The organism is Marinomonas sp. IMCC 4694 (assembly GCF_008122525.1).
In the GTDB taxonomy this organism is placed as follows: Bacteria; Pseudomonadota; Gammaproteobacteria; order Pseudomonadales; family Marinomonadaceae; genus Marinomonas.
The window spans coordinates 2758855-2779282 of sequence record NZ_VSRV01000001.1; the positions used below are offsets into that span (position 1 = coordinate 2758855).

Here is a 20428-nt window from a genome sequence, read left to right on the forward strand (position 1 = left end):
AACGACTCATCCAATAAGTAAAACATCTGTGTTCGTTTCTTCATGAAACTGTCAAACGAGTCCTGTTTCATAAGTCTTTTCCATAATTGACCGAATGTCCGTTGAGCTTTCCGTTACTCATAAACCTATTGGTTCAGTCCTTGGTGCCATCATTTGCTTTTTTACAGCACAACCTGTGCTCTTCGTCCTGAAGATCGTTTGAATAGTCGCAAGTATAAGCGTCTCAACAACTTAATCAATCAACAAGAAAAATCAAAAAAGAACAGGATAAAAAATAAAACACTTATAGATCAAATAGATAATAAAAAATCAACGCAACAGCCTTGATTTTCGCACAAAACAAACAGAAAACACCTACAAGGATGTCAGAAAAAGACTACAAAAAATGACAAAATATTACAAAAAAACACCGATGCAAAATTATACGGTAACAACAAACTCATTCGCCCATTTAATCGCTTCTACATAGGTTTTTTTCAAGTCGTCCAAATCTTGTGAGTTCCTCACTGTATGGCCATTACCATAGGATTCCACTAAGTCCAGTGCGTCACCGACTCTACCGGATCTGTGTATAATGGCATGAATAAATTCACCCGGTAAAGGCAACTCACCGAGCACTTCGTCCAACTTCATCCCTGTGCAAACATCGATCATCGATAACATGCCAGCCAAGAAATATTTATCTTGATTATTGTAGCCTCGACGCTCGGCAAAAAGTTCTGCGTGTTTTGCACGCACCATAATTTGCTCTAGCAACACATGCCTATCACCTACCATTTCAGACATTAATAGCAAATTGGTTAGCGACTTAAGTTGCTCTACGCCTATTAAAGTGATCGCCAAGCGAACAGAGTCAACCGACGCAACCAAGCCTGTCAAAGGCGAATTCAAATAACGCAATAACTTATGAACCAGCCCTGCGTCTTGGCTGACGATGCGTTCCAATTCATCCACACTCAACGTAGAGGTATTGAGCAATGAAGACATTAATTGCAGCAATGTCATGCTGTCTACTTTGGAAGATCGACTGGTGACAAGCTCAGGCTTTTCAAAAAAATACCCTTGAAAATATGCCACTCCAAGCAAGTGGCAAAATTGGTAGTCCTCCCATGTCTCCACCTTTCCAGCAATAATACTCACATCAACGTCTTTAAGCGCTTCTACTTGCGCCTTAAAACCATCTTGACCAAGTTTTAAAAGATCCAATTTGATGTAGGTTGCCAGCTCCGCAAAAGGCTTCAACTTGGTTTCGAAGGTAAAGTCATCTAATGCGATACAGCAACCTTCTTTTTCCCAACGTCGCAATGAGGACAATAGGATCGCATCATACCCTGCATTCTCTTGCACCTCGACCACCGTATTGACCTTATCAATCGGCATGCCACTCACACTCAGAAGATAGGAGCGCGGATAATTAATAAACGCCTTGTTGGTACCAACTAAGTTTTCCATACCAAGTTCAAACAAGCTGGCAGCGATCACTTGAGCCGTAGCTCCCACATCGTCGGTCACATCAGCATGGGCAGCAACCGTGTTTTTACGGTAAAGAAGCTCATAACCAATCACACAAAGTCGGCTGTCTATAATGGGCTGACGCGCTAAAGTAACGTCAGAATGGGCTGATAAAATATTGTTAGCCATCGTCGTTTCCGTTTAAATTCAAAGTATCGTCATCGATTATACACAGTGTCACCCTATTGCCTAAAAATTGCCATTGGGCATAGGCAATAAACTTGGTAACATGCAGTATTATGCAAAATGAAAAACAGACTGCAAAAAATATAAAGTAACAATCTGTGGGGAAAACAATGCCAATATACCGTTCTAAAACAACCACCTCAGGCCGCAATATGGCCGGAGCTCGTGCTTTATGGCGCGCCACCGGGATGAAAGACGAAGATTTCCAAAAGCCCATCATTGCAGTGGCGAATTCTTTCACGCAATTTGTACCTGGCCACGTGCATTTAAAAGACATGGGGCAACTGGTCGCACGTGAAATTGAAAAAGCCGGCGGCGTCGCAAAAGAATTCAATACCATCGCTGTCGATGATGGTATTGCAATGGGTCACGACGGCATGCTGTACAGCCTCCCCTCACGTGATTTGATTGCCGATTCGGTTGAATACATGGTCAACGCCCATTGTGCTGACGCTTTGGTCTGTATTTCTAACTGTGACAAAATTACCCCTGGTATGTTAATGGCGGCTATGCGCCTGAACATTCCAGTTATTTTTGTGTCCGGCGGACCAATGGAAGCCGGCAAAACAAAGCTGTCTGAAAACAAACTAGACCTAGTAGATGCCATGGTCATTGCTGCGGATCCAACGGCGTCTGACGAGAAAGTCGCCGAATATGAACGTTCTGCTTGTCCCACCTGTGGATCTTGTTCTGGTATGTTCACTGCTAACTCGATGAACTGCTTAACCGAAGCCCTTGGCTTAAGTTTGCCAGGTAATGGCACGACTTTAGCCACGCATTCTGACCGCCGTCAGCTTTTCCTCGAAGCCGGTCGTCGGATTGTGGATATTACAAAACGCTTCTATGAAAATGACGAAGCAAACTGGGCACCACGTTCCATCGCCAGTTTTGAAGCCTTTGAAAATGCCATGACGTTAGACATCGCCATGGGCGGCTCGACCAACACCATTTTGCATCTATTGGCCATTGCCATAGAAGCGGGGGTTGAATTCACGCTTGAAGACATTGACCGCTTGTCGCGCAAAGTCCCTCAGCTGTGTAAAGTAGCGCCCAACTCTCCGAAATATCATGTAGAAGATGTGCATCGTGCCGGCGGTATTTTTGGCCTGCTAGGCGAACTGGATCGTGCTGGACTATTGCATAACCAATGCCATACGGTGCATTCTAAAACCATGGAAGAAGCCCTAGAAACATGGGACATCATGCGTTCACCAACGCCAGAAGTGATCGAATTTTACAAAGCAGGTCCAGCAGGTATTCCAACGCAAACCGCATTCAGTCAATCGACTCGCTGGCCATCGTTGGATGGTGACCGTCAAGATGGCTGTTTCCGCTCGATCGAACATGCGTTTTCATTAGAAGGTGGCTTAGCGGTATTGTATGGCAACATTTCTGTCGATGGCTGTGTGGTAAAAAGCGCCGGTGTCGATGAGTCTTGCTTGGTCTTTGAAGGTCCTGCCCACATTACCGAGTCTCAAGACGAAGCCGTAAAAAACATCTTGGAAGACAAGGTAAAAGCAGGCGACGTTGTCATCGTTCGATACGAAGGACCAAAAGGCGGCCCAGGCATGCAGGAAATGCTGTACCCCACGTCTTACATCAAATCAAAAGGATTAGGCAAAGCCTGTGCGCTGTTGACCGATGGTCGTTTCTCTGGTGGTACATCAGGGCTTTCTATTGGCCATGTCTCACCAGAAGCCGGCGCTGGCGGCGCCATTGGCCTAGTAGAAAATGGTGATATTATTCGTATCGATATCCCAAATCGGACCATTGATGTTTTATTGAGCGATGAAGAGCTACAAGTACGCCGCGATGCCATGAACGCAAAAGGCGCAGACGCTTGGAAACCCGTTGAATACCGACCACGTAAAGTATCGCCAGCACTCAAAGTGTACGCACACTTTGCGACCAGTGCCGACAAAGGCGCCGTTCGTGATATCAGCAGCATAGAGTAATTTACTACCTTGTTAAAAAGGCCGCTCTGCCACTATGGTGGCGCGGCTTTTTTATTTATTACTGATCTACTACCGACAGGAAACATCATGCTCAGCTATCGCCATATTTATCATGCAGGCAACCACGCTGATATTTTAAAACATTTGACCATGAGTCAAATATGCCGTCATTTTATAAAAAAAGACGCGCCCTTTTTCTATTTAGATACTCACGCTGGCATTGGTCAATATTCGCTGAATTCTGAGCAAGCACAAAAGAACAAAGAGTTCCAATCTGGTATTGCACGGCTACTGACAGAAAAAAACTTACCCGAACCGATAGAAGAGCTGCTCGATATTGTACGAGAGATGAACCCAACTGACTCCCTCACTATGTATCCTGGCAGCCCAAAAATTGTTGACTACTATGTCCGCCAAAAAGACAAGTTACACCTGTGCGAATTGCATCCAAACGATTACCCAACGCTGGCGGCACTTTTTCCCAATAAACGCAAAGCCAATGTGGTCAAAAGCGATGGTTTCGCGGCGGTTAAAGCCATGCTTCCACCACCACAAAAACGCGGCTTTGTTTTAATGGACCCCCCGTACGAAGTAAAAAAAGATTACCAATACGTGGTTCAAGCATTAGAAGAGGGGCATAAACGCTTTCCTCAGGGCACCTATGCGGTTTGGTATCCGGTATTAAACCGCCAACAAGCTAATGACCTGATTCGAAGCATTAAAGCCACCAAAATTCGCAATGTGCTGCTGGTCGAATTGTGCATACGAAATACCGAGCAAGAGCGTGGCATGGCGGGAAGTGGCATGATCATTGTGAACCCACCTTGGACGCTCGAAAAAGAAGCTAAGGAATGCTTACCAGTGCTGAGCAGGTTACTGGCAGAAGACGATGATTCTGACTATCAAGTCACTTGGATCACCCCAGAATAACCCACTACTATGAAGAAGGAGCGCGCCCATGAACACGCCTTTTGAATCTGCGTTTAAACACATGCCAACGCCTGCTTTTATAATAGAAAGCAGCACAGGTACTTTGCTGTCCTACAACCTCAATTTTAAAACATTATTTGAGAGCTTTAACGCCATCCCTTCGGCAGATTGGACGTCCCTGTGTGAGGATGCGTCTTCGCCAGAAGACTGGCAAGCACTGAACGACAACATTAAAAATGGCAGTATTGAACGCTGTGAAAGCCTCATTCGAGTCGGAGACACGCTACTGACAATGCAGCTAGAAATGCAACATTTGGGCGAAACGGTTTTGGCGTGTGTATACAACACCGACCACATGGACCTTTCAGCGGCTGAAAACACCTTACTCAAATTTGCACTAACCGAATCATCAGCTGGACTTTGGATCTGGGAGACAGAATCGGATTTGGTGTCTTGTTCAAAATCCATCGCTACTTTGCTCCATTGCTCAACAGACAATACACCGCGATCAACCGTCGAGTGGCATGCTCTGGTTCACCCTGATGACGTCAAAAAACTGGCGACCGTCGTGAATGAACATGTGGCGCTTAAACAGGATTATTATGAAGTAGAATACCGTATTCTCACCGGTAACAAGCACTATCTGTGGGTAAAAGAGCGGGGCAGAAGCTACACCAAAGGCACAGACGGTAGTATTAAAAAGATCATTGGCTTTGTTGTGGACATTAGCCATCAAAAAGCACTCGAGGAACACTTACGCAACCAAGCGACATTCGATGAGCTGACAGGCTTACTCACCAGAGGCGCTGCATTGACGCATTTCAAGAAGCAACTCGGCTTGGCAAAGCGACAGTACACGCCACTCACCATGGCAAAAATCAACCTTGATACCAATGATCGCCTAAGCAAGCTCACGATGGAGGCGCGCAATATTGCCATTCAAACATCGGCGCGCTATGTCTACAAAAAAATACGTGAGGCCGATGTCTTGGCGCGAGTCGAGTCGGACAAACTGCTATTGCTCCTACCAAATACCAGCGTCCGTGATGCTAAAAACTTGCTTAATCACATCATCCACCCAAGCGAAGAAGAAAAGACTTTATTGCTCGAAGGCAATTCGGATCCTGTCGACTTTTGTATTGGCATCGCAGCGTTCCCCGAAGACGGCGAAACCATTGACGAATTGGCACTCAGCGCAAACCAAGCGGTCGAAAATGGTCAAGCAAGCTGCAAACAGCTAACAGTCAATTAATGTGTACAACTGCCCCTTTTTTAGGGGGAGCTTCATTCAGCGCGGCATGCTTTTATGCCGCGCTGCTGCGCTGATACACAGAAAAACGATAGTCATATGGGTTCGAACCCTCGGCAGCACATGCTTCTTCCCCTATTAAGGTGAACGATGGCCAATCCACCACTGGGAAAAACGCATCACCTTCTACATCGGCATCGACGTGCGTAATGTACAAACGGTCTGCTCTTTCAAGCGCCAACTGATAAATTTGTGCGCCGCCAATCACCATCACTTCCTCATGACCATTCACCAGACAAATGTCTTCACCCAGTGATATAGCCGCTTCAAGAGATGTTACAACATCAATGCCGTCGGCTTGATAATTCGCATCTCGAGTGATCACAATATTGCGACGACCTGGTAAAGGCTTACCTATGGATTCAAAGGTTTTACGCCCCATGACAATCGGCTTACCCATGGTCGCTTGTTTGAAATATTTCAAGTCATTTGGCAAATGCCAAGGCAAAGCGTTATTGATACCAATGGTTCGATTTGTAGACATAGCAACAATGAGTGACAACATAAAAAGTACCTTATTGATCGTGTTTTGGTTCTGATACAATGAATTCCATTTATTATACCCATGGCGACTTAAATTGTATTGACTAAGAATCGCCCACGACCTAGACATTCAAGGCCCTTTTATGAAGCAATATTTAGACCTTTGCCAGCGCATCGTCGATGAAGGCATATGGGTAGAAAACGAACGCACGGGGAAACGCTGTTTAACCGTGATCAATGCTGACCTGACTTACGACGTGGGCAAAGGTGAATTCCCTTTGGTGACCACACGCAAAAGTTTTTACAAATCCGCCATTGCAGAAATCATCGGCTATCTGCGAGGCTACGATAACGCCGCGGATTTTCGAGCCTTTGGCACCAGAACATGGGACGCTAACGCCAACCAAAACGACGTCTGGCTGAACAACCCTTATCGCAAAGGCGAAGACGACATGGGACTGTGTTACGGAGCCATTGGCCGCCACTTCCCAAAAGCAGACAACAGTGGGACCATTGATTTATTAAAACACATCATCGACGACTTGAGTCGTGGTGTGGATAATCGAGGGGAAATACTGACGTTTTATCACCCGGGCGCATTTCACATGGCTTGCCTTCGCCCTTGTATGTACAGCCATCACTTTTCACTGTTGGGTGACACGCTGTATTTAAACAGCACTCAACGCAGCTGTGACGTGCCGCTAGGTTTAAACTTCAACATGGTGCAAGTGTACGTATTACTCGCGATTGTCGCGCAAATTACCGGCAAAAAACCGGGCAAAGCCTTCCACAAAATCGTCAACGCCCATATCTATGAAGATCAGTTAGAACCGATGCGCGATGTGCAACTGAAACGCGAGCCATACTCTTTGCCAACGCTGAAAATCAACCCCAAGATCCAATCACTCAAAGACATAGAAACTTGGGTCACTATGGACGATTTCGAAGTCGATAACTATCAGTTCCACGACCCTATCGCCTACCCATTTTCCGTATAGCTAACTCAAAACAAAAAAACCAGCCGTATGGCTGGTTTTAAACTTCACTCTATGTTTCTTGCTATTTTGAAGCGCTCATCCCTGGAAAGGCCTTCATCTTGAACCCAGCGACCATCAGTCCAGCACCCATAATCACCATTGGCAAAGACAGCAGTTGGCCTTGTGTTAACCAACCAAAAGCCAGATAACCAATTTGCGCATCGGGCTGTCTTACAAACTCCACGAGAATTCTAAACGTACCGTAGCACAGTAAAAACAAACCCGAGACGCCGTATCGTGGTTTCGATTTTTGCGAGAAAAACCACAACACGCAAAACAACGCCACGCCTTCCAATGCAAATTGATACAGCTGAGAAGGATGACGGGCAAGCTGCAATGGATCCGCAGGGAAAATCATCGCCCAAGACACGTCTGTCGGTTTCCCCCAAAGTTCACCGCCAATGAAGTTACCCAAACGCCCAGCGCCTAAACCGATGGGAACAAAGGGGGCGAGAAAGTCGGTGACATCGACTAAGTGTTGCTTATAGCGACGAGCGAAAAAGAACATCGCTACAATTACACCCAATAAACCACCATGGAAAGACATACCGCCCTCCCAAATACGCACCATGATCAGCGGGTTATCCACAAACGCGGGGAATTGATAAAACAAAATGTAACCAATACGGCCACCTAATATCACACCAAGCGCACCGTAAAAAATGACATCACCAACCATCTCTGGCGTCCATAGGCCATTGGAACGCTTAGCGCGATACATGCCCAAAAAATACGCGCCAGCAAACCCAACCAAATACATAATGCCGTACCAATGCACAGCAATAGGCCCTACTGAAATCGCAATAGGGTCTATATTGGGATAAGAAATCATACTGTTGTTGCTAGCCTCAAAAATCGATGAATCCACATAATGCTTAGTCCACATTGGTGGTTTTGGAAGGACGAATCAAACGCTCGATGTTGGCTTCACGCATGAGTCGTGTCATGGTTTGTGTGACCGCTTCAGCATGAGCAAGTTTCATAACTTCGGCCAGCATGTCTTGGGCCTGCTGCATAGAGATGTTACGAATGACGGCTTTCACTTTAGGTAAGCTGGTTGAGCTCATTGACAACACATCATATCCCATCGCCATGAGTAAAATAGCGCCCATAGGGTCACCCGCCATTTCTCCACATACGCTCAGGCCCACGCTGTCATCGCGAACTTGATCCACAATGCTCAATAACGCGCGCAGCACAGCAGGATGAAAGGAATTGTATAAATCCGCAACCCGTGGATTATTCCGATCTACCGCCAATAGGTATTGGGTTAAATCGTTGCTACCTACCGATAAAAAATCCACCATTTCAGACAATTCTTTGACCTGATACACCGCCGCCGGAATTTCTATCATCACACCAACTTGGGGCATCTTGACGTGGTAACCTTCCTCTAGCACTTCATCATAGCCACGTCGAATCAAGGCTAAAGCCTCTTCTACTTCGGCGACATTCGAAATCATTGGTAACATGATTTTTAAATTATGCAAATCTGCGCTGGCCTTGATCATGGCACGAATTTGCGCCATAAAAATTTCCAGATGGTCTAAGGTAACTCGAATCCCGCGCCAGCCCAAAAAAGGGTTCGCTTCATTGATAGGAAAATACGGTAAAGCCTTGTCGCCACCAATGTCCAATGTTCTCACGGTCACCGGTGCCGGCGCAAAACCTTCTAATTGTTGACGATAAATCGCCACTTGTTCAGCTTCGGTAGGAAAACGATCGCGTACCATAAAAGGCACTTCGGTACGATACAATCCAATACCTTCGGCCCCCCGGTCCAAAGAGCGCGCGATGTCCGCCGACAACCCCGTATTAACGAACAAAGACAAACGTTGGCCGTCTAGTGTTTCACAGGGCAAGTCTTTGAGCGTTTCGTATTCTTCTTCAAGCAAGCGCTCTTCATTAACAATTTGCTGATAATTTTCTATCAGCGCCTCTGACGGGTAGGTGTAAATTTTGCCTAAATAACCGTCTACGATTAAATCGACTTTATCGAGCTGAGCGTAGGGTAAATCTAACGCGCCCATCACCGTAGGGATACCCATAGCACGTGCCAAAATAGCCACATGAGAGTTGCCTGAACCCATCACCGACACCAAGCCTTTGATCTTATCAATTGGGATTTCACCCAGCATTGATGCCGTCAGCTCTTCACCAATAATAATAGAAGGCTCACTAAAACGTTCGACTACGTTAGGGGCTTTTTCTTGCAGATGCGACAAAATACGCCGACCCAGATCACGAAGATCCGATGCGCGCTCGCGTAAATACGGGTCATCCATACGATCAAACTGACGAATGTGTGCCTGAATAACTTGCCTTAATGCCCCTTGCGCCCAGTTCCCTTCTTTTATTTTTCGAACAATTTCGCCTGCGATCGCATTGTCATCCAAAATCTTCAGATACACATCAAACAGCGCTTTTTCGTCTTCTGAAAGATGCTGACTAATACGATTGCTCGCGCGACGAATGTCTTGCCTAACGGCCTCAAGCGCTTGATAAAAGTCTTGTATTTCTTCTTCAAAGTCGGTGGTACGGCGATCAGGAATCACATCTAAATCGGCGGGAGGAAACACCACCACCCCACGACCTATTGCTACGCCAGAACTGCCTGGAACGCCTTTGTAGCGAAAATCTGAACCGCTTTGTATAGCATTTGGGGTCAAGTCGGTGATCGCCCCTGTCGCTTCCGCATGAGCAATAACACCCGCCAACTGAGCGGACAAGGTAATCAAAAAAGCTTCTTCGCCTTCGTCGAAGCGTCGTTTGTCTTCATGCTGAACCACCAACACACCCAACACTTGACGGTGATGAATGATAGGGACACCAAGAAAAGAGCGGTAACGTTCTTCACCGGAGCCTTTTATGTAATGGAACGAGGGGTGAATATGGGCGTCTTCTAAGTTGACAGGCTCCGCTCTTCGGCCCACCAAACTGACCAAACCTTCATCGGCCTTGAGACTCACAAGTCCGGCTACATCGGCGTTTAGACCACGCGTGGCCATTAGGACATATTCTTTGGTGTTGTTATCCACTAAATAAATAGAGCATACCTCTGCTCGCATCGCCCTACGAACACGCCGGACAATAATATCCAACGCGGCCGAAAGAGACTGCGCCGCTGTCACCTCTTGAGTAATACGTCTTAACAAACTTAGCATAGCGCTCCCATTAGTCTAAAGTCTCCCGCATCAATCGACTGAGTTTATCACTTTTCCAGCCGTCGATGTGCGCAGGATATAAGCTCTTTTAACGCGCGTCGGTACACATCCTTTTTAAAAGCAACCACTTGCCCAAGCGGGTACCAATAACTTACCCAGCGCCAGCCATCGAATTCTGGGCAATCGGTTCCGTCTACACACACAGACGCATCTGGACAACGAATCGACAAAAGAAACCATTTTTGCTTTTGGCCGATACACAAGGGCTTGCTATTGTGCCTTAACATACGCTTTGGAAGCCGATAGCGCAGCCAACCACGAGTTCGACCGACTATTTCGACCTGATGCGGGTCTAAGCCGACCTCTTCTTTGAGCTCACGATAGAGAGCCTCTTCAGCTGTCTCGTCGGACTTGATGCCACCTTGAGGAAACTGCCATGCATTTTGCCCGACACGTCTGGCCCAAAGTAGCTGACCACGCTCGTTCATCAATATGATGCCCACATTCGGTCTGTATCCGTCCGCATCAATCACGAGTCATCCCCTTCTAATATAAGAATAAATTAAATTCATTGTTCCATAATTCCCCCAAGCACACAATTAAGACTACTGTTATTTGTCGGCGCCAAGGCTATAATTCACGCACTTTAGAAGAATTAAGGAGCGCGTGTGACACTCGCAATATTTGATTTAGACGGTACATTATTAAACGGCGACAGCGATTACACTTGGGGGCAATTTCTAGTCGAACAAGGTTTAGTCGATACGCAGGTTTATAAGGCAGCGAATGACAAGTTTTTCTTGCAGTACCAGGCTGGCACACTGGATATTCATGAATATTTGGCGTTTAGTTTGGCGCCATTAACTCAGTTTTCACAAAACGAGCTGACTCAATTACATCGCACTTTTATGCAGGAAAAAATCCAGCCAATGATGCAAGAGAAGGCCACCGCACGCCTTAAGCATCACAAAGATCAAGGGCATTTTTTGCTCATGATCACGGCGACCAACCAATTCGTGACGGGTCCCATTGGCGAGGCATTGGGTATGGATCACATCATTGCGCCTGTGCCGGAAATCATCGATGGCGCTTATACTGGCAAGATTGTCGGTGTTCCAAGCTTTCAAGACGGCAAGGTGACTCGGCTCAATGATTGGCTTGCAAGCACTGGACATTCGATGAAAGGCAGTTATTTTTACAGCGACTCACGCAATGATTTACCGCTATTAGAATTGGTCGAACACCCGATTGCTGTTGATGCCGACGAAACATTAAGCAAAATCGCCAAAGAACGTGGCTGGCCGCATATTTCTCTTAGAGATTGATAGGAACGAACGATTTTCAAGCTGCAGATTCATGCAATAAATAAACGCCGTTAGATGGCTAACGGCGTTTTTATTCGATACGAAATACTAAATGACTTACAACCCCATATTATTATGGATTCGGTAAAACAAGGCTTTTAGATATTCTGTTTCTTCAATCGCTGGGTGCACCGGGTGATCTGGCGCTTGTGTACCACGATAAATCAATTGCGAGAAACGCTCTAGCTGGCGGCTATTGCTACGAACAATGTCATGTAAACGTGCGGTTTCAAGGTGCATTGAACAAGATCCTGAGACCAAAATGCCTCCCTTAGCGACCAGTCGCATCGCTAATTGGTTGGCTCTATGATACGCACCCTCACCCGCCTTAATGTCTTTGCGACGAGCAATAAACGCCGGTGGGTCCATGACGACCACATCGAAACGCTCTTTGTCTTCGATCAACGACTGCATGGCTTCAAACGCATCGCCGTGCATCAAATTAGAGCCACCTTCGTATTGATTTAACTTAAGATTAGCCTCCACATGACCAAGGGCACTCGCTGACGCATCGATAAAAGTCACGTCTGTTGCACCCGCCGAAGCGGCTTGCACTCCCCAACCACCTACATAAGAAAACACGTCTAGGACACGCTTGCCATCGCAGTAATTTTGCATGGTTTTACGGTTTTCACGATGGTCATAAAACCAACCTGTTTTTTGCCCATCCCATACTGGCGCCTGAAACAGCACATCGTTTTCTTGTAAAAATACCAACTCTGGCACTGTGCCAAAGGCTTCTTCTACATAAGTATCCAAGCCTTCGATTTGACGCATTTTACCGTCGTTTTTCATCAAAATAGCGGTGGGTTTGACCACATCTTGTAAGGCTTCGATGATCTCGTTCTTAACGCGCTCCATGCCAGCGGTTGAAATTTGTACTACTAAAATATCAGCAAAACGATCGACAACTAGGCCAGACAAGCCATCAGAGTCACCAAACACCAAACGATAGTAAGGCGCGGCGTAGGTCATATCACGCAACGACAAAGCGATTTTCAAACGATGCACCAAAGTCGACTTGTTCAACAAGGTATCGGTACTACGACTGATCAAACGACCGCAAATCAAGGTATTAGGGTTTATCGTCGCGATACCCAGTGATTTTCCTTGTGCGGTTTCGACCACCACCTGATCGCCTGGCGTAAATTGTTTTAATGGCGTTGCTGAGGTATCTACTTCATTACTGTAAATCCATTGATGTCCAGCCCTTAATCGGCGATCAGCTTGGCCTTTTAGTCGAATCACACTCAAAATTTTCACCCAGTATATTTAAAAAACGTTATTATAGTGACTCTAGGTTCAATTGCTACGAATTACACCCTAGCAAAATTACTTGTCACTAATGAAGTGTGCCCTTTATGTCATCAACATTGAACGAGAATCAGCTAAAGCGAATATTACAAGGCATTAGCATTCCCCCTCAACCACAGATATTAGTGGATCTGCATATGGAACAAGCCATGCCAGATCCGGACATGGCTCGAATATCGGATATTATTTCACACGATGTCAGCTTATCTGCCGCGGTATTAAAGTTGGTTAATTCGGCCTTTTTTAATCTGCCTAAAAAAATCACCTCGATCCAACAAGCGGTTGTCTTACTGGGCCCTGCCAGCGTCACCAACATAGTGAATGGGCTCGCGGTTAAAAGTGAATTGTCTGATGACACAATTCAATCTCTGCACAGCTTTTGGGATACCGCAACGGATATTGCTGCTATCTGCTCGAGTCTTGCCGTTCAGCTGAATGTCAAATACCGCGACGAATGCTACGCCCTTGGCCTGTTTCATAATGCGGGCATTCCACTCATGATGAAACGATTTAATGGTTACCAAGAGATCTTAAACCAAGGGTATAACAACCCAGATTTTTGCCTAACCGACATGGAAAATCAGATTTTCAAAACCAATCACTCTGTCGTCGGCTACTTTTTAGCGATCTCTTGGGGGCTACCCAAAAGCTGTTGCGATGTGATCGCCCGGCATCATCGCATTGACTACATGTTCACTCACCGAGTACCAGGCGACACGATCCCTTTGACACTCGCGGCCATATTAAAACTGGCTGAGCACATAGCCTCCACCTACCGACATATTGGAAATGCAACAGAAGACCATGAGTGGCAAAAAATCAGCCACTGTATTATGGACCATTTAGAACTGAGTGAATACGATCTTGATGGCCTAATAGAAGTGTGTCATGAACAAGGTTTGGGCGTGCTTTAAACGCCTATATCATTCGCGCGAAAACATCACTAAATGGTCTAGGTGAACACTTAGACCAATTTCTTGCCCTACAGCATGATTGTGATGAGATGACGCAAAACAGAACACTACTTTGTTTGAAGACAACCTAACACGGTATAAAAAGTGTGAACCGCGAAAAAACTTACTCTCTATAATACCGGTAAACTCACTGTCGTCATCGTGTAAAATATCATCAGGCCGTACTAATAAATCCACCTGCAGATTACCTTCAAAACCGTGGTCTAAATCCCCCCGAATTGTCCCTAAGTCAGAATGAACACAGTTTGGACCACACACAGTCGCCGACAAAAAATCACCATGACCAATAAAGCTCGCCACAAAACGCGTCGCAGGTCGATGATAAATTTGATAAGGTGACCCGGTCTGATGGATCTCTCCTGCGTTCATCACCGAGACTTGATCGGCCATGGCAAAAGCCTCCATTTGGTCATGGGTCACCAGCAGCGCTGACATTTTTTCACGTTTTAAAATGTCACGAATGTCGGGCACTAATTCTTCTCTCAGCTTAGCATCTAGGCCAGAAAACGGCTCGTCCATCAGCAACAGTTTGGGTTTAGGCGCCATCGCTCGTGCTAACGCCACACGCTGCTGCTGACCACCAGAAAGGGAATGCGGATAACGCGCATCAAAGCCTGACAACCCAACCAAGTTCAGTAAGTAAGTAATGCGGGCTTGCGCTTCACTCTTTGGCCAGTGTGTGAGGCCAAAGCCGATGTTCTGAGCAATGGTCAAATGTGGAAACAAGGCAATGTCTTGAAACACCATGCCGATATGACGATCTTCTGGATTCACGCTGGCAGTTGGGCTTGCTATTAGGTCATCATCAACACGTATTTCACCCGACATCAAAGATTCAAATCCCGCAATCGCTCGTAACAAAGTCGATTTTCCACACCCACTCGGCCCCAGCAAACACCCAATTTGCCCTTCTTTTAATTGAAACGACGCGTTCTTAACCACAACATGGCCATCGTAGCCGATAGACACATCAGTCAATGTCATGTTTTTTAAATAATGCTGTTGCCAAGACGACGACTTACCAGCCGATTGCGTTTGCTTTGAAAACAAAAAAGTCATGTACAGTCCTATTTAGAATGGCCAGTGCGTGAAGAAATAGAGCGACTCAATAACACCACTGGCGCTAACCCCACCAACACTATCATCAATGACGCTGGCGCGGCGTCAATTAATCGCTCATCTGACGCCAACTCATAGGCTCGAACCGCCAAAGTATTAAAATTGAATGGACGCAATACCAAGGTGGCCGGCAGCTCTTTTAACACATCGACAAACACAATCAACATGGCCGTCAACACCGAGCCTTTCAACAAGGGAATATGGATACGGGTAAGCACTCTAAATGGCGACATACCCAACGAACGTCCCGCCATGTCCATACTAGGCTTAATTTTTCCCAACCCATTTTGCACCGCACCTAAAGACACCGCCATAAAACGCACCGTATAGGCAAATAACAAGGCGAATAAAGTACCAGAGAAGATTAACCCGATGCTTTCGCCGCTGTAGTGTTTCACCAAATCAATGATTTTATGGTCCAACCACGCCAGCGGCACAATGGTACCGATCGCAATAATGGTACCAGGGAGCGCATACCCCATTCCCGCAATGCCAACCGACGCTTTCACGTTGCGGCTGCTATTAAGTCGAATGGCGTAACTTAACACCAGCGCCAAACCGACCACAATCAATGACGCCATCGCCGCCAGATACAGTGAATTCCACGCCAACTGCACAAAGTTCGAACCAGGCATTTCTGCCTTAAAAATAGCCCAGTACGCCAATACGCTCACCGGAATGATAAAACCCACCCAAATAGGGAATACACAAAACATCAATGCCAGCCAGGATTGGCCACTCGTTAATGGTATCCTACGATGACTGGCTTTTTTCAAACCAGATGCATGATAACGAATCTTATGACGAGAATAGCGCTCAAGCAAAATCAACATAGCCACGAAGAGCAACAATATGCCGGCCAATTGCGAGGCAGCTGCCACGTCACCAAAACCATAAAACGTGCGCAAAATGCCCGTTGTAAAGGTACTCACACTGAAATATTGCACCGTACCATAATCGGCTAATGTCTCCATCAACGCCAAGGTCAATCCTGTTGCAATGGCCGGTCGAGCCAATGGCAGGGCCAGTTTAAAAAACGCAGTTTTGCCGGAATAACCTAATGTACGACTGACTTCTAAGGTATTGGCTGATTGTTCCAAAAACGCCGCACGGCTCATTAAATACACATAAGGATACAACACCAAGGTAAGCATAGTGATGGCGCCGCCTAAAGAGCGAATGTCAAAGAACCAGTACTCGCCATAACGCCATCCAGTCATATCACGGATAATCGTTTGCACAGGACCGGCAAAGTCCAAAACGCCCGTATAGGTATAAGCGATGATGTACGCAGGCATCGCCATAGGCAACAACAATGCCCAGGACAAAAACGCCCGGCCACGAAATTCACACATACTGGTGAGCCAAGCACAAGGCACACCAATCAAGAGCACACCGGCGCCCACACCGAACATCAATATTAACGAGTTCGACACATACTCGGCCAACACGGTGTCATAAAGGTGCCGCCATACTTCACCATCCCCCATTAGCACGTTGACCAACACCACTAAAATAGGCAACGCCAAAACGACCGCGATAAAAACAGCGGCGCTTTTGAGCCAATTCCACTTGGGTACACCTACCCTCCTTAAAGAAAACCGCTCACCCATTGACATCAAAACCTATGACCGAAAAAAAACGTACCGTAAATATCATTACTTCCAACCCGCAGCGTCCATCATTTCCACCGCCTTACGGTTGTTTTCACCCAGCAAGTCCAGAGCAATCGTATCGGCGCTAAACGCCCCAAATACCGCCAAAGCTTCTGGCGGACTGACGCCCTCTACTACGGGGTATTCGTTGTTCACATGGGCGTACCATGCTTGGGAAGCGTGGTTGGTGAGAAATTCCAGCAGCAAAACGGCATTATCAACATTAGTGGCTGCCGCGGTCACCCCAGCACCACTCACATTGACATGGGCACCACGCTCGCCCTCTCCTTGGTTGGGCCAAAATAATGCCACCCTGTTGTAAACCTCCCGCTCGGCCGCGTCATCACTTTGACCAAGGCGACCATAGTAGTAGGTATTCGCGAGGGTAAGATCACACACACCAGCACTAACTGCTTTTAATAAATCGATATCGCCACCAAAAGGTGGGCGCGCTAAGTTAGCCATCAAGCCTTTTAGCCACGCGCGCACTTGACTCTCCCCGTCGGCTTCTAGCATCGAGGCGACCAAAGATTGATTATAAATATTGGCAGAAGATCGCACACAAATACGGCCCTTCCAATAAGGGTCGGCTAGGTTTTCATAGCGGGAAAGTTCGTTCGAAGAGACGGTCTCAGGGTTATAAAAAATAACACGGGCACGCTGCGACAAGCCAAACCAGTAGCCTTCACTGTCACGTAAATGAGAGGGGATATTAGCCGTGAGTGCGTCGCTGGAAATGGGTTTAAGCACACCTGCCGCTTTAGCACGATACAAACGCCCAGCATCGACCGTGACAAACACGTCGGCGGGGCTGGCATCACCTTCTGCCTTTAAACGACTTAACAAGGCATCGGCAGAGCCTGTGATTAAGTTGACCGTCACGTCATTTTGTTGCGCGAAGGAATCTAAAGCCGGCTTAATCAGCGATTCTTTACGCGCCGAATAAATATTAACCTCCCCTTTTGCCTGAACGCCTGTCGACAACAATAGGCAACTTGTTAATGCGGCATACCCCACGATGTTTAGGAGAGAAGAATTGTTATGGATAGCTTTGTTGCGATAATTCACTGACATGTTCACCTTGCGTCAATTCCTATGCAGTCGCCTAGCCACCGGATCAGCTGAGCAAATCAGAGGCAAAAAAGGCATTAAAAAATTTGCTGAGAAATTATCACAACAAGATCCTAAACACTAGCGATTATCATTTATTCACTCAGGTGTTGACCTTGTTGTCAGCCTAATAAATGGTTCAAGCCTTCACCTATCATAAGCGCATCGTCTAGCTCATAAATGACGCCGGCGGACAACCCCGCCGCCTTAGCCACCGCACTGGGAAACCCATCACGAACCAGGTCAAGGTCTCGGTCTGTACGTATGCAAGCACTGATATAACAAGCCAAGTTTAAGACACAAGCCAACGGTATCGGATCCCCTTCGGCAAAAGGTCTTTTGTGCTGCTGCACAGCGTCACCCAATCCTGAGGGAAACTTCCAAAGATCCATTAATGCTTTGCCGGCGTCTTGCGTTGTGAAGCCCAGCAGATCGTGTTCCGCTTTTAATCGGCTCGCTTTTCTGTTGGCTACCAAAGCATAAATATCCTGCGCAATATCAGGCTCAGTTAAGTGCAGCAATAATCGACCGATATTATGGACAATACCCACTGTGAACGCTTCGTCAGCATCAACCCTCTCTGTTCGCTTTGCAAACCATTGCGCCAGCTCGGCAACACGAAACGATTCGGCCCAAAATTCGGGTAATTTTATGCCATCAACCTGACTGACAGAGCTGGAAAAACCGGACGCAATAACCAGCGTTTTTAACTTATCCATTCCCAGCAATACCGTCGCTTCATCAATCGAGGATATTTTTCGCGACAAACCGAAATACGCAGAATTTACCACTCGCAGTACTTTTAATGAGATCGTTTGATCGTGAGAAACGCTGGCTGCAATATCAGAATAATTCGCCTTAGAATTATTGAGCAGCTGAATTAATTCACGCACGACATCAGGAACGTTCGGGAGCTTGTCTGTTTGCTTGAGAAGATCCTGAATCTGCATACCATGTCGCCTTTTAATCAGGTGAGTCACACACTCATCGAGTACAAAAAATTACAATTTCTTTCATTTTACTACAAAATATAAGGGCGCTTGCAAGGGCATTACCCCTGAACAATAAGAAAAATTGTAATACTTTACGAAAAAGACGATAAACCGGCGGCCCGAGCGATCAATTTTTTCTTTAACGCTTGGTTTTTATCGAAGTGTTTCATACCGGTATTTCTAAGCTGAACCCACAAAGGCTGTTGAGTCGAGAACAACCGCTTGAAAGCCTCCATCCCGGCGGCCATCGCCATATTATCCAGCATACGCGCACGCTGATAACGGCGTAACACCTTAATGGCCCCCAAAGCTTCGCCTCGTCGATGCGCTTTACTCAGCACCTCTACCAGCGCCATGACATCCCCGAAACCTAAATTCGCACCTTGCCCTGCTAGTGGATGAATCGTATGAGCGGCATCGCCAATCAGGGCAATACCAGACTTGACGTACTGTTTGGCATGACGTTGGCGTAATGGAATGGTTTGCCTTGCTCGAGTGATGCCTACTACAGTAAACCGTTTATTTATTGCGTAGTGTAAACGCCGACAAAAGTCCTCGTCCGGTAAGGCTTTTAAATGGTCAGCGTCGTCGGGGGGAACACACCAAACAATCGAAACAAAATGACGTTCTCCCACATCAGGCAATGGCAGAAATGCCAATACACCTTCTTCACCAAAACTCTGCCATGCGGTATTTTCGTGAGGTTGATCAATTTCAATCGTGGCCGCAATCGCGGTGTGACCGTAGTCCCACTCGACGGTCTCAAAGCCATTATCTGTGCGCAATGCAGACACCGCACCGTCTGCAGCAATGATTACCTGGGCATCAATTCGATCACCTGACAATAGATCAGCTTGTACTCCAGTATCACTGATTTGATAAGACGATAGGCCATTATTGAAATACAAATCAATGTTGTTCATTCGCTGTATTTGAGCCATCATTTGTTGACTAAGTACAGCATTTTCAACCAAGTTACCCAGCTCAGCCATAGAAACTGAGCCTGCATTGAAGTCAATATAGCCTGCGCCAAGGCCATCCCAAGCCACAATATTGTCATAGGTTGCCACTCGGCCTTGCGGCATGTTCTGCCATACGTTTGCTTCTTCCAATAAGCGTTTAGACTGGCTAGAAATTGCGCTCACTCTCGCATCGTAAGCTGGCGGCGGGGACAGCTCATACTCGCCATCATGCTTATCAATCAGTGCCACGCGCAACGATGCATTCGCCAACAAAATCGCCGACAAAGCCCCAACCATCCCCGCGCCTACAATTATTAGATCGTATGATTTCGCCACTGTCATTTCTCCACCGTGAAAAGTGA

17 protein-coding genes are annotated in these 20428 nt (G+C 46.6%); 6 read left to right on the plus strand and 11 right to left on the minus strand.

Features of this window, described 5'->3' with window-relative positions; all coding sequences use genetic code 11:
- Positions 1 to 420: 420 nt before the first annotated feature.
- The gene (locus FXV75_RS12510; RefSeq protein ID WP_148833850.1) at positions 421 to 1641 is read right to left on the minus strand and encodes an EAL and HDOD domain-containing protein; all 1221 of its coding nucleotides are present in this window, start codon (positions 1639 to 1641) and stop codon (positions 421 to 423) included.
- Positions 1642 to 1808: 167 nt separating this feature from the next.
- On the opposite strand from FXV75_RS12510, the gene ilvD reads away from it, so the two are divergent.
- The 3 genes from ilvD (at position 1809) to FXV75_RS12525 (ending at position 5835) form a co-directional block, all read left to right on the plus strand.
- Entirely contained in the window at positions 1809 to 3653 is a 1845-nt protein-coding gene (ilvD, locus tag FXV75_RS12515) for a dihydroxy-acid dehydratase (protein WP_148833852.1), read from the plus strand.
- An 87-nt stretch (positions 3654 to 3740) separates the two neighbouring features.
- Positions 3741 to 4583 (plus strand): 23S rRNA (adenine(2030)-N(6))-methyltransferase RlmJ, encoded by an 843-nt coding sequence (locus FXV75_RS12520; RefSeq protein WP_148833854.1) that lies wholly within the window; start codon positions 3741 to 3743, stop codon positions 4581 to 4583.
- A gap of 28 nt (positions 4584 to 4611) precedes the next feature.
- A complete protein-coding gene (locus FXV75_RS12525; protein WP_148833856.1) occupies positions 4612 to 5835 on the plus strand; it encodes a diguanylate cyclase in 1224 nt (407 codons plus the stop codon).
- 52 nt (positions 5836 to 5887) lie between these two features.
- Here the strand turns inward: FXV75_RS12525 and FXV75_RS12530 are convergent, their stop codons facing one another.
- Positions 5888 to 6397: a dihydrofolate reductase gene (locus FXV75_RS12530; RefSeq protein ID WP_148833858.1), complete on the minus strand. Its 510-nt coding sequence runs from the start codon at positions 6395 to 6397 to the stop codon at positions 5888 to 5890.
- Positions 6398 to 6518: 121 nt separating this feature from the next.
- Here FXV75_RS12530 and FXV75_RS12535 point away from each other — a divergent pair, with 121 nt between their 5' ends.
- Positions 6519 to 7373, plus strand: a complete 855-nt coding sequence (locus FXV75_RS12535; protein ID WP_148833859.1) for a thymidylate synthase — start codon at positions 6519 to 6521, stop codon at positions 7371 to 7373.
- 61 nt (positions 7374 to 7434) lie between these two features.
- Here FXV75_RS12535 and lgt read toward each other — a convergent pair whose 3' ends face one another.
- The 3 genes from lgt to FXV75_RS12550 are packed head-to-tail and all read right to left on the minus strand — an operon-like array spanning position 7435 to position 11109.
- The gene (gene lgt / locus FXV75_RS12540) at positions 7435 to 8244 is read right to left on the minus strand and encodes a prolipoprotein diacylglyceryl transferase (protein ID WP_148835402.1); all 810 of its coding nucleotides are present in this window, start codon (positions 8242 to 8244) and stop codon (positions 7435 to 7437) included.
- Positions 8245 to 8287: 43 nt separating this feature from the next.
- Positions 8288 to 10576, minus strand: coding sequence for a phosphoenolpyruvate--protein phosphotransferase (gene ptsP, locus FXV75_RS12545; RefSeq protein WP_148833862.1), 2289 nt, complete (start codon positions 10574 to 10576; stop codon positions 8288 to 8290).
- A 47-nt stretch (positions 10577 to 10623) separates the two neighbouring features.
- Entirely contained in the window at positions 10624 to 11109 is a 486-nt protein-coding gene (locus FXV75_RS12550; RefSeq protein ID WP_148833864.1) for an RNA pyrophosphohydrolase, read from the minus strand.
- Between the two features lie 135 nt (positions 11110 to 11244).
- Here FXV75_RS12550 and FXV75_RS12555 point away from each other — a divergent pair, with 135 nt between their 5' ends.
- A complete protein-coding gene (locus tag FXV75_RS12555; protein ID WP_148833866.1) occupies positions 11245 to 11901 on the plus strand; it encodes an HAD family hydrolase in 657 nt (218 codons plus the stop codon).
- A 96-nt stretch (positions 11902 to 11997) separates the two neighbouring features.
- Here the strand turns inward: FXV75_RS12555 and FXV75_RS12560 are convergent, their stop codons facing one another.
- The gene (locus FXV75_RS12560) at positions 11998 to 13194 is read right to left on the minus strand and encodes a class I SAM-dependent rRNA methyltransferase (protein ID WP_148833868.1); all 1197 of its coding nucleotides are present in this window, start codon (positions 13192 to 13194) and stop codon (positions 11998 to 12000) included.
- Positions 13195 to 13301: 107 nt separating this feature from the next.
- On the opposite strand from FXV75_RS12560, the gene FXV75_RS12565 reads away from it, so the two are divergent.
- On the plus strand, positions 13302 to 14168 hold the full coding sequence (locus tag FXV75_RS12565) for an HDOD domain-containing protein (RefSeq protein ID WP_148833870.1): 867 nt from the start codon (positions 13302 to 13304) through the stop codon (positions 14166 to 14168).
- A 9-nt stretch (positions 14169 to 14177) separates the two neighbouring features.
- Here FXV75_RS12565 and FXV75_RS12570 read toward each other — a convergent pair whose 3' ends face one another.
- From FXV75_RS12570 to FXV75_RS12590, 5 genes are all read right to left on the minus strand, one after another.
- Complete coding sequence (locus FXV75_RS12570; RefSeq protein ID WP_148835404.1) at positions 14178 to 15212, minus strand: ABC transporter ATP-binding protein; 1035 nt, start codon at positions 15210 to 15212, stop codon at positions 14178 to 14180.
- Between the two features lie 83 nt (positions 15213 to 15295).
- A complete protein-coding gene (locus FXV75_RS12575; protein WP_148833872.1) occupies positions 15296 to 16960 on the minus strand; it encodes an ABC transporter permease in 1665 nt (554 codons plus the stop codon).
- A gap of 45 nt (positions 16961 to 17005) precedes the next feature.
- Positions 17006 to 18076 carry an extracellular solute-binding protein gene (locus FXV75_RS12580; RefSeq protein ID WP_148833874.1) on the minus strand — a complete coding sequence of 357 codons (1071 nt, stop codon included), beginning with the start codon at positions 18074 to 18076 and terminating at the stop codon, positions 17006 to 17008.
- A gap of 158 nt (positions 18077 to 18234) precedes the next feature.
- On the minus strand, positions 18235 to 19062 hold the full coding sequence (locus tag FXV75_RS12585; protein ID WP_148833876.1) for an HDOD domain-containing protein: 828 nt from the start codon (positions 19060 to 19062) through the stop codon (positions 18235 to 18237).
- A gap of 134 nt (positions 19063 to 19196) precedes the next feature.
- A complete protein-coding gene (locus FXV75_RS12590; RefSeq protein ID WP_262368548.1) occupies positions 19197 to 20408 on the minus strand; it encodes a UbiH/UbiF/VisC/COQ6 family ubiquinone biosynthesis hydroxylase in 1212 nt (403 codons plus the stop codon).
- Positions 20409 to 20428 lie beyond the last annotated feature (20 nt).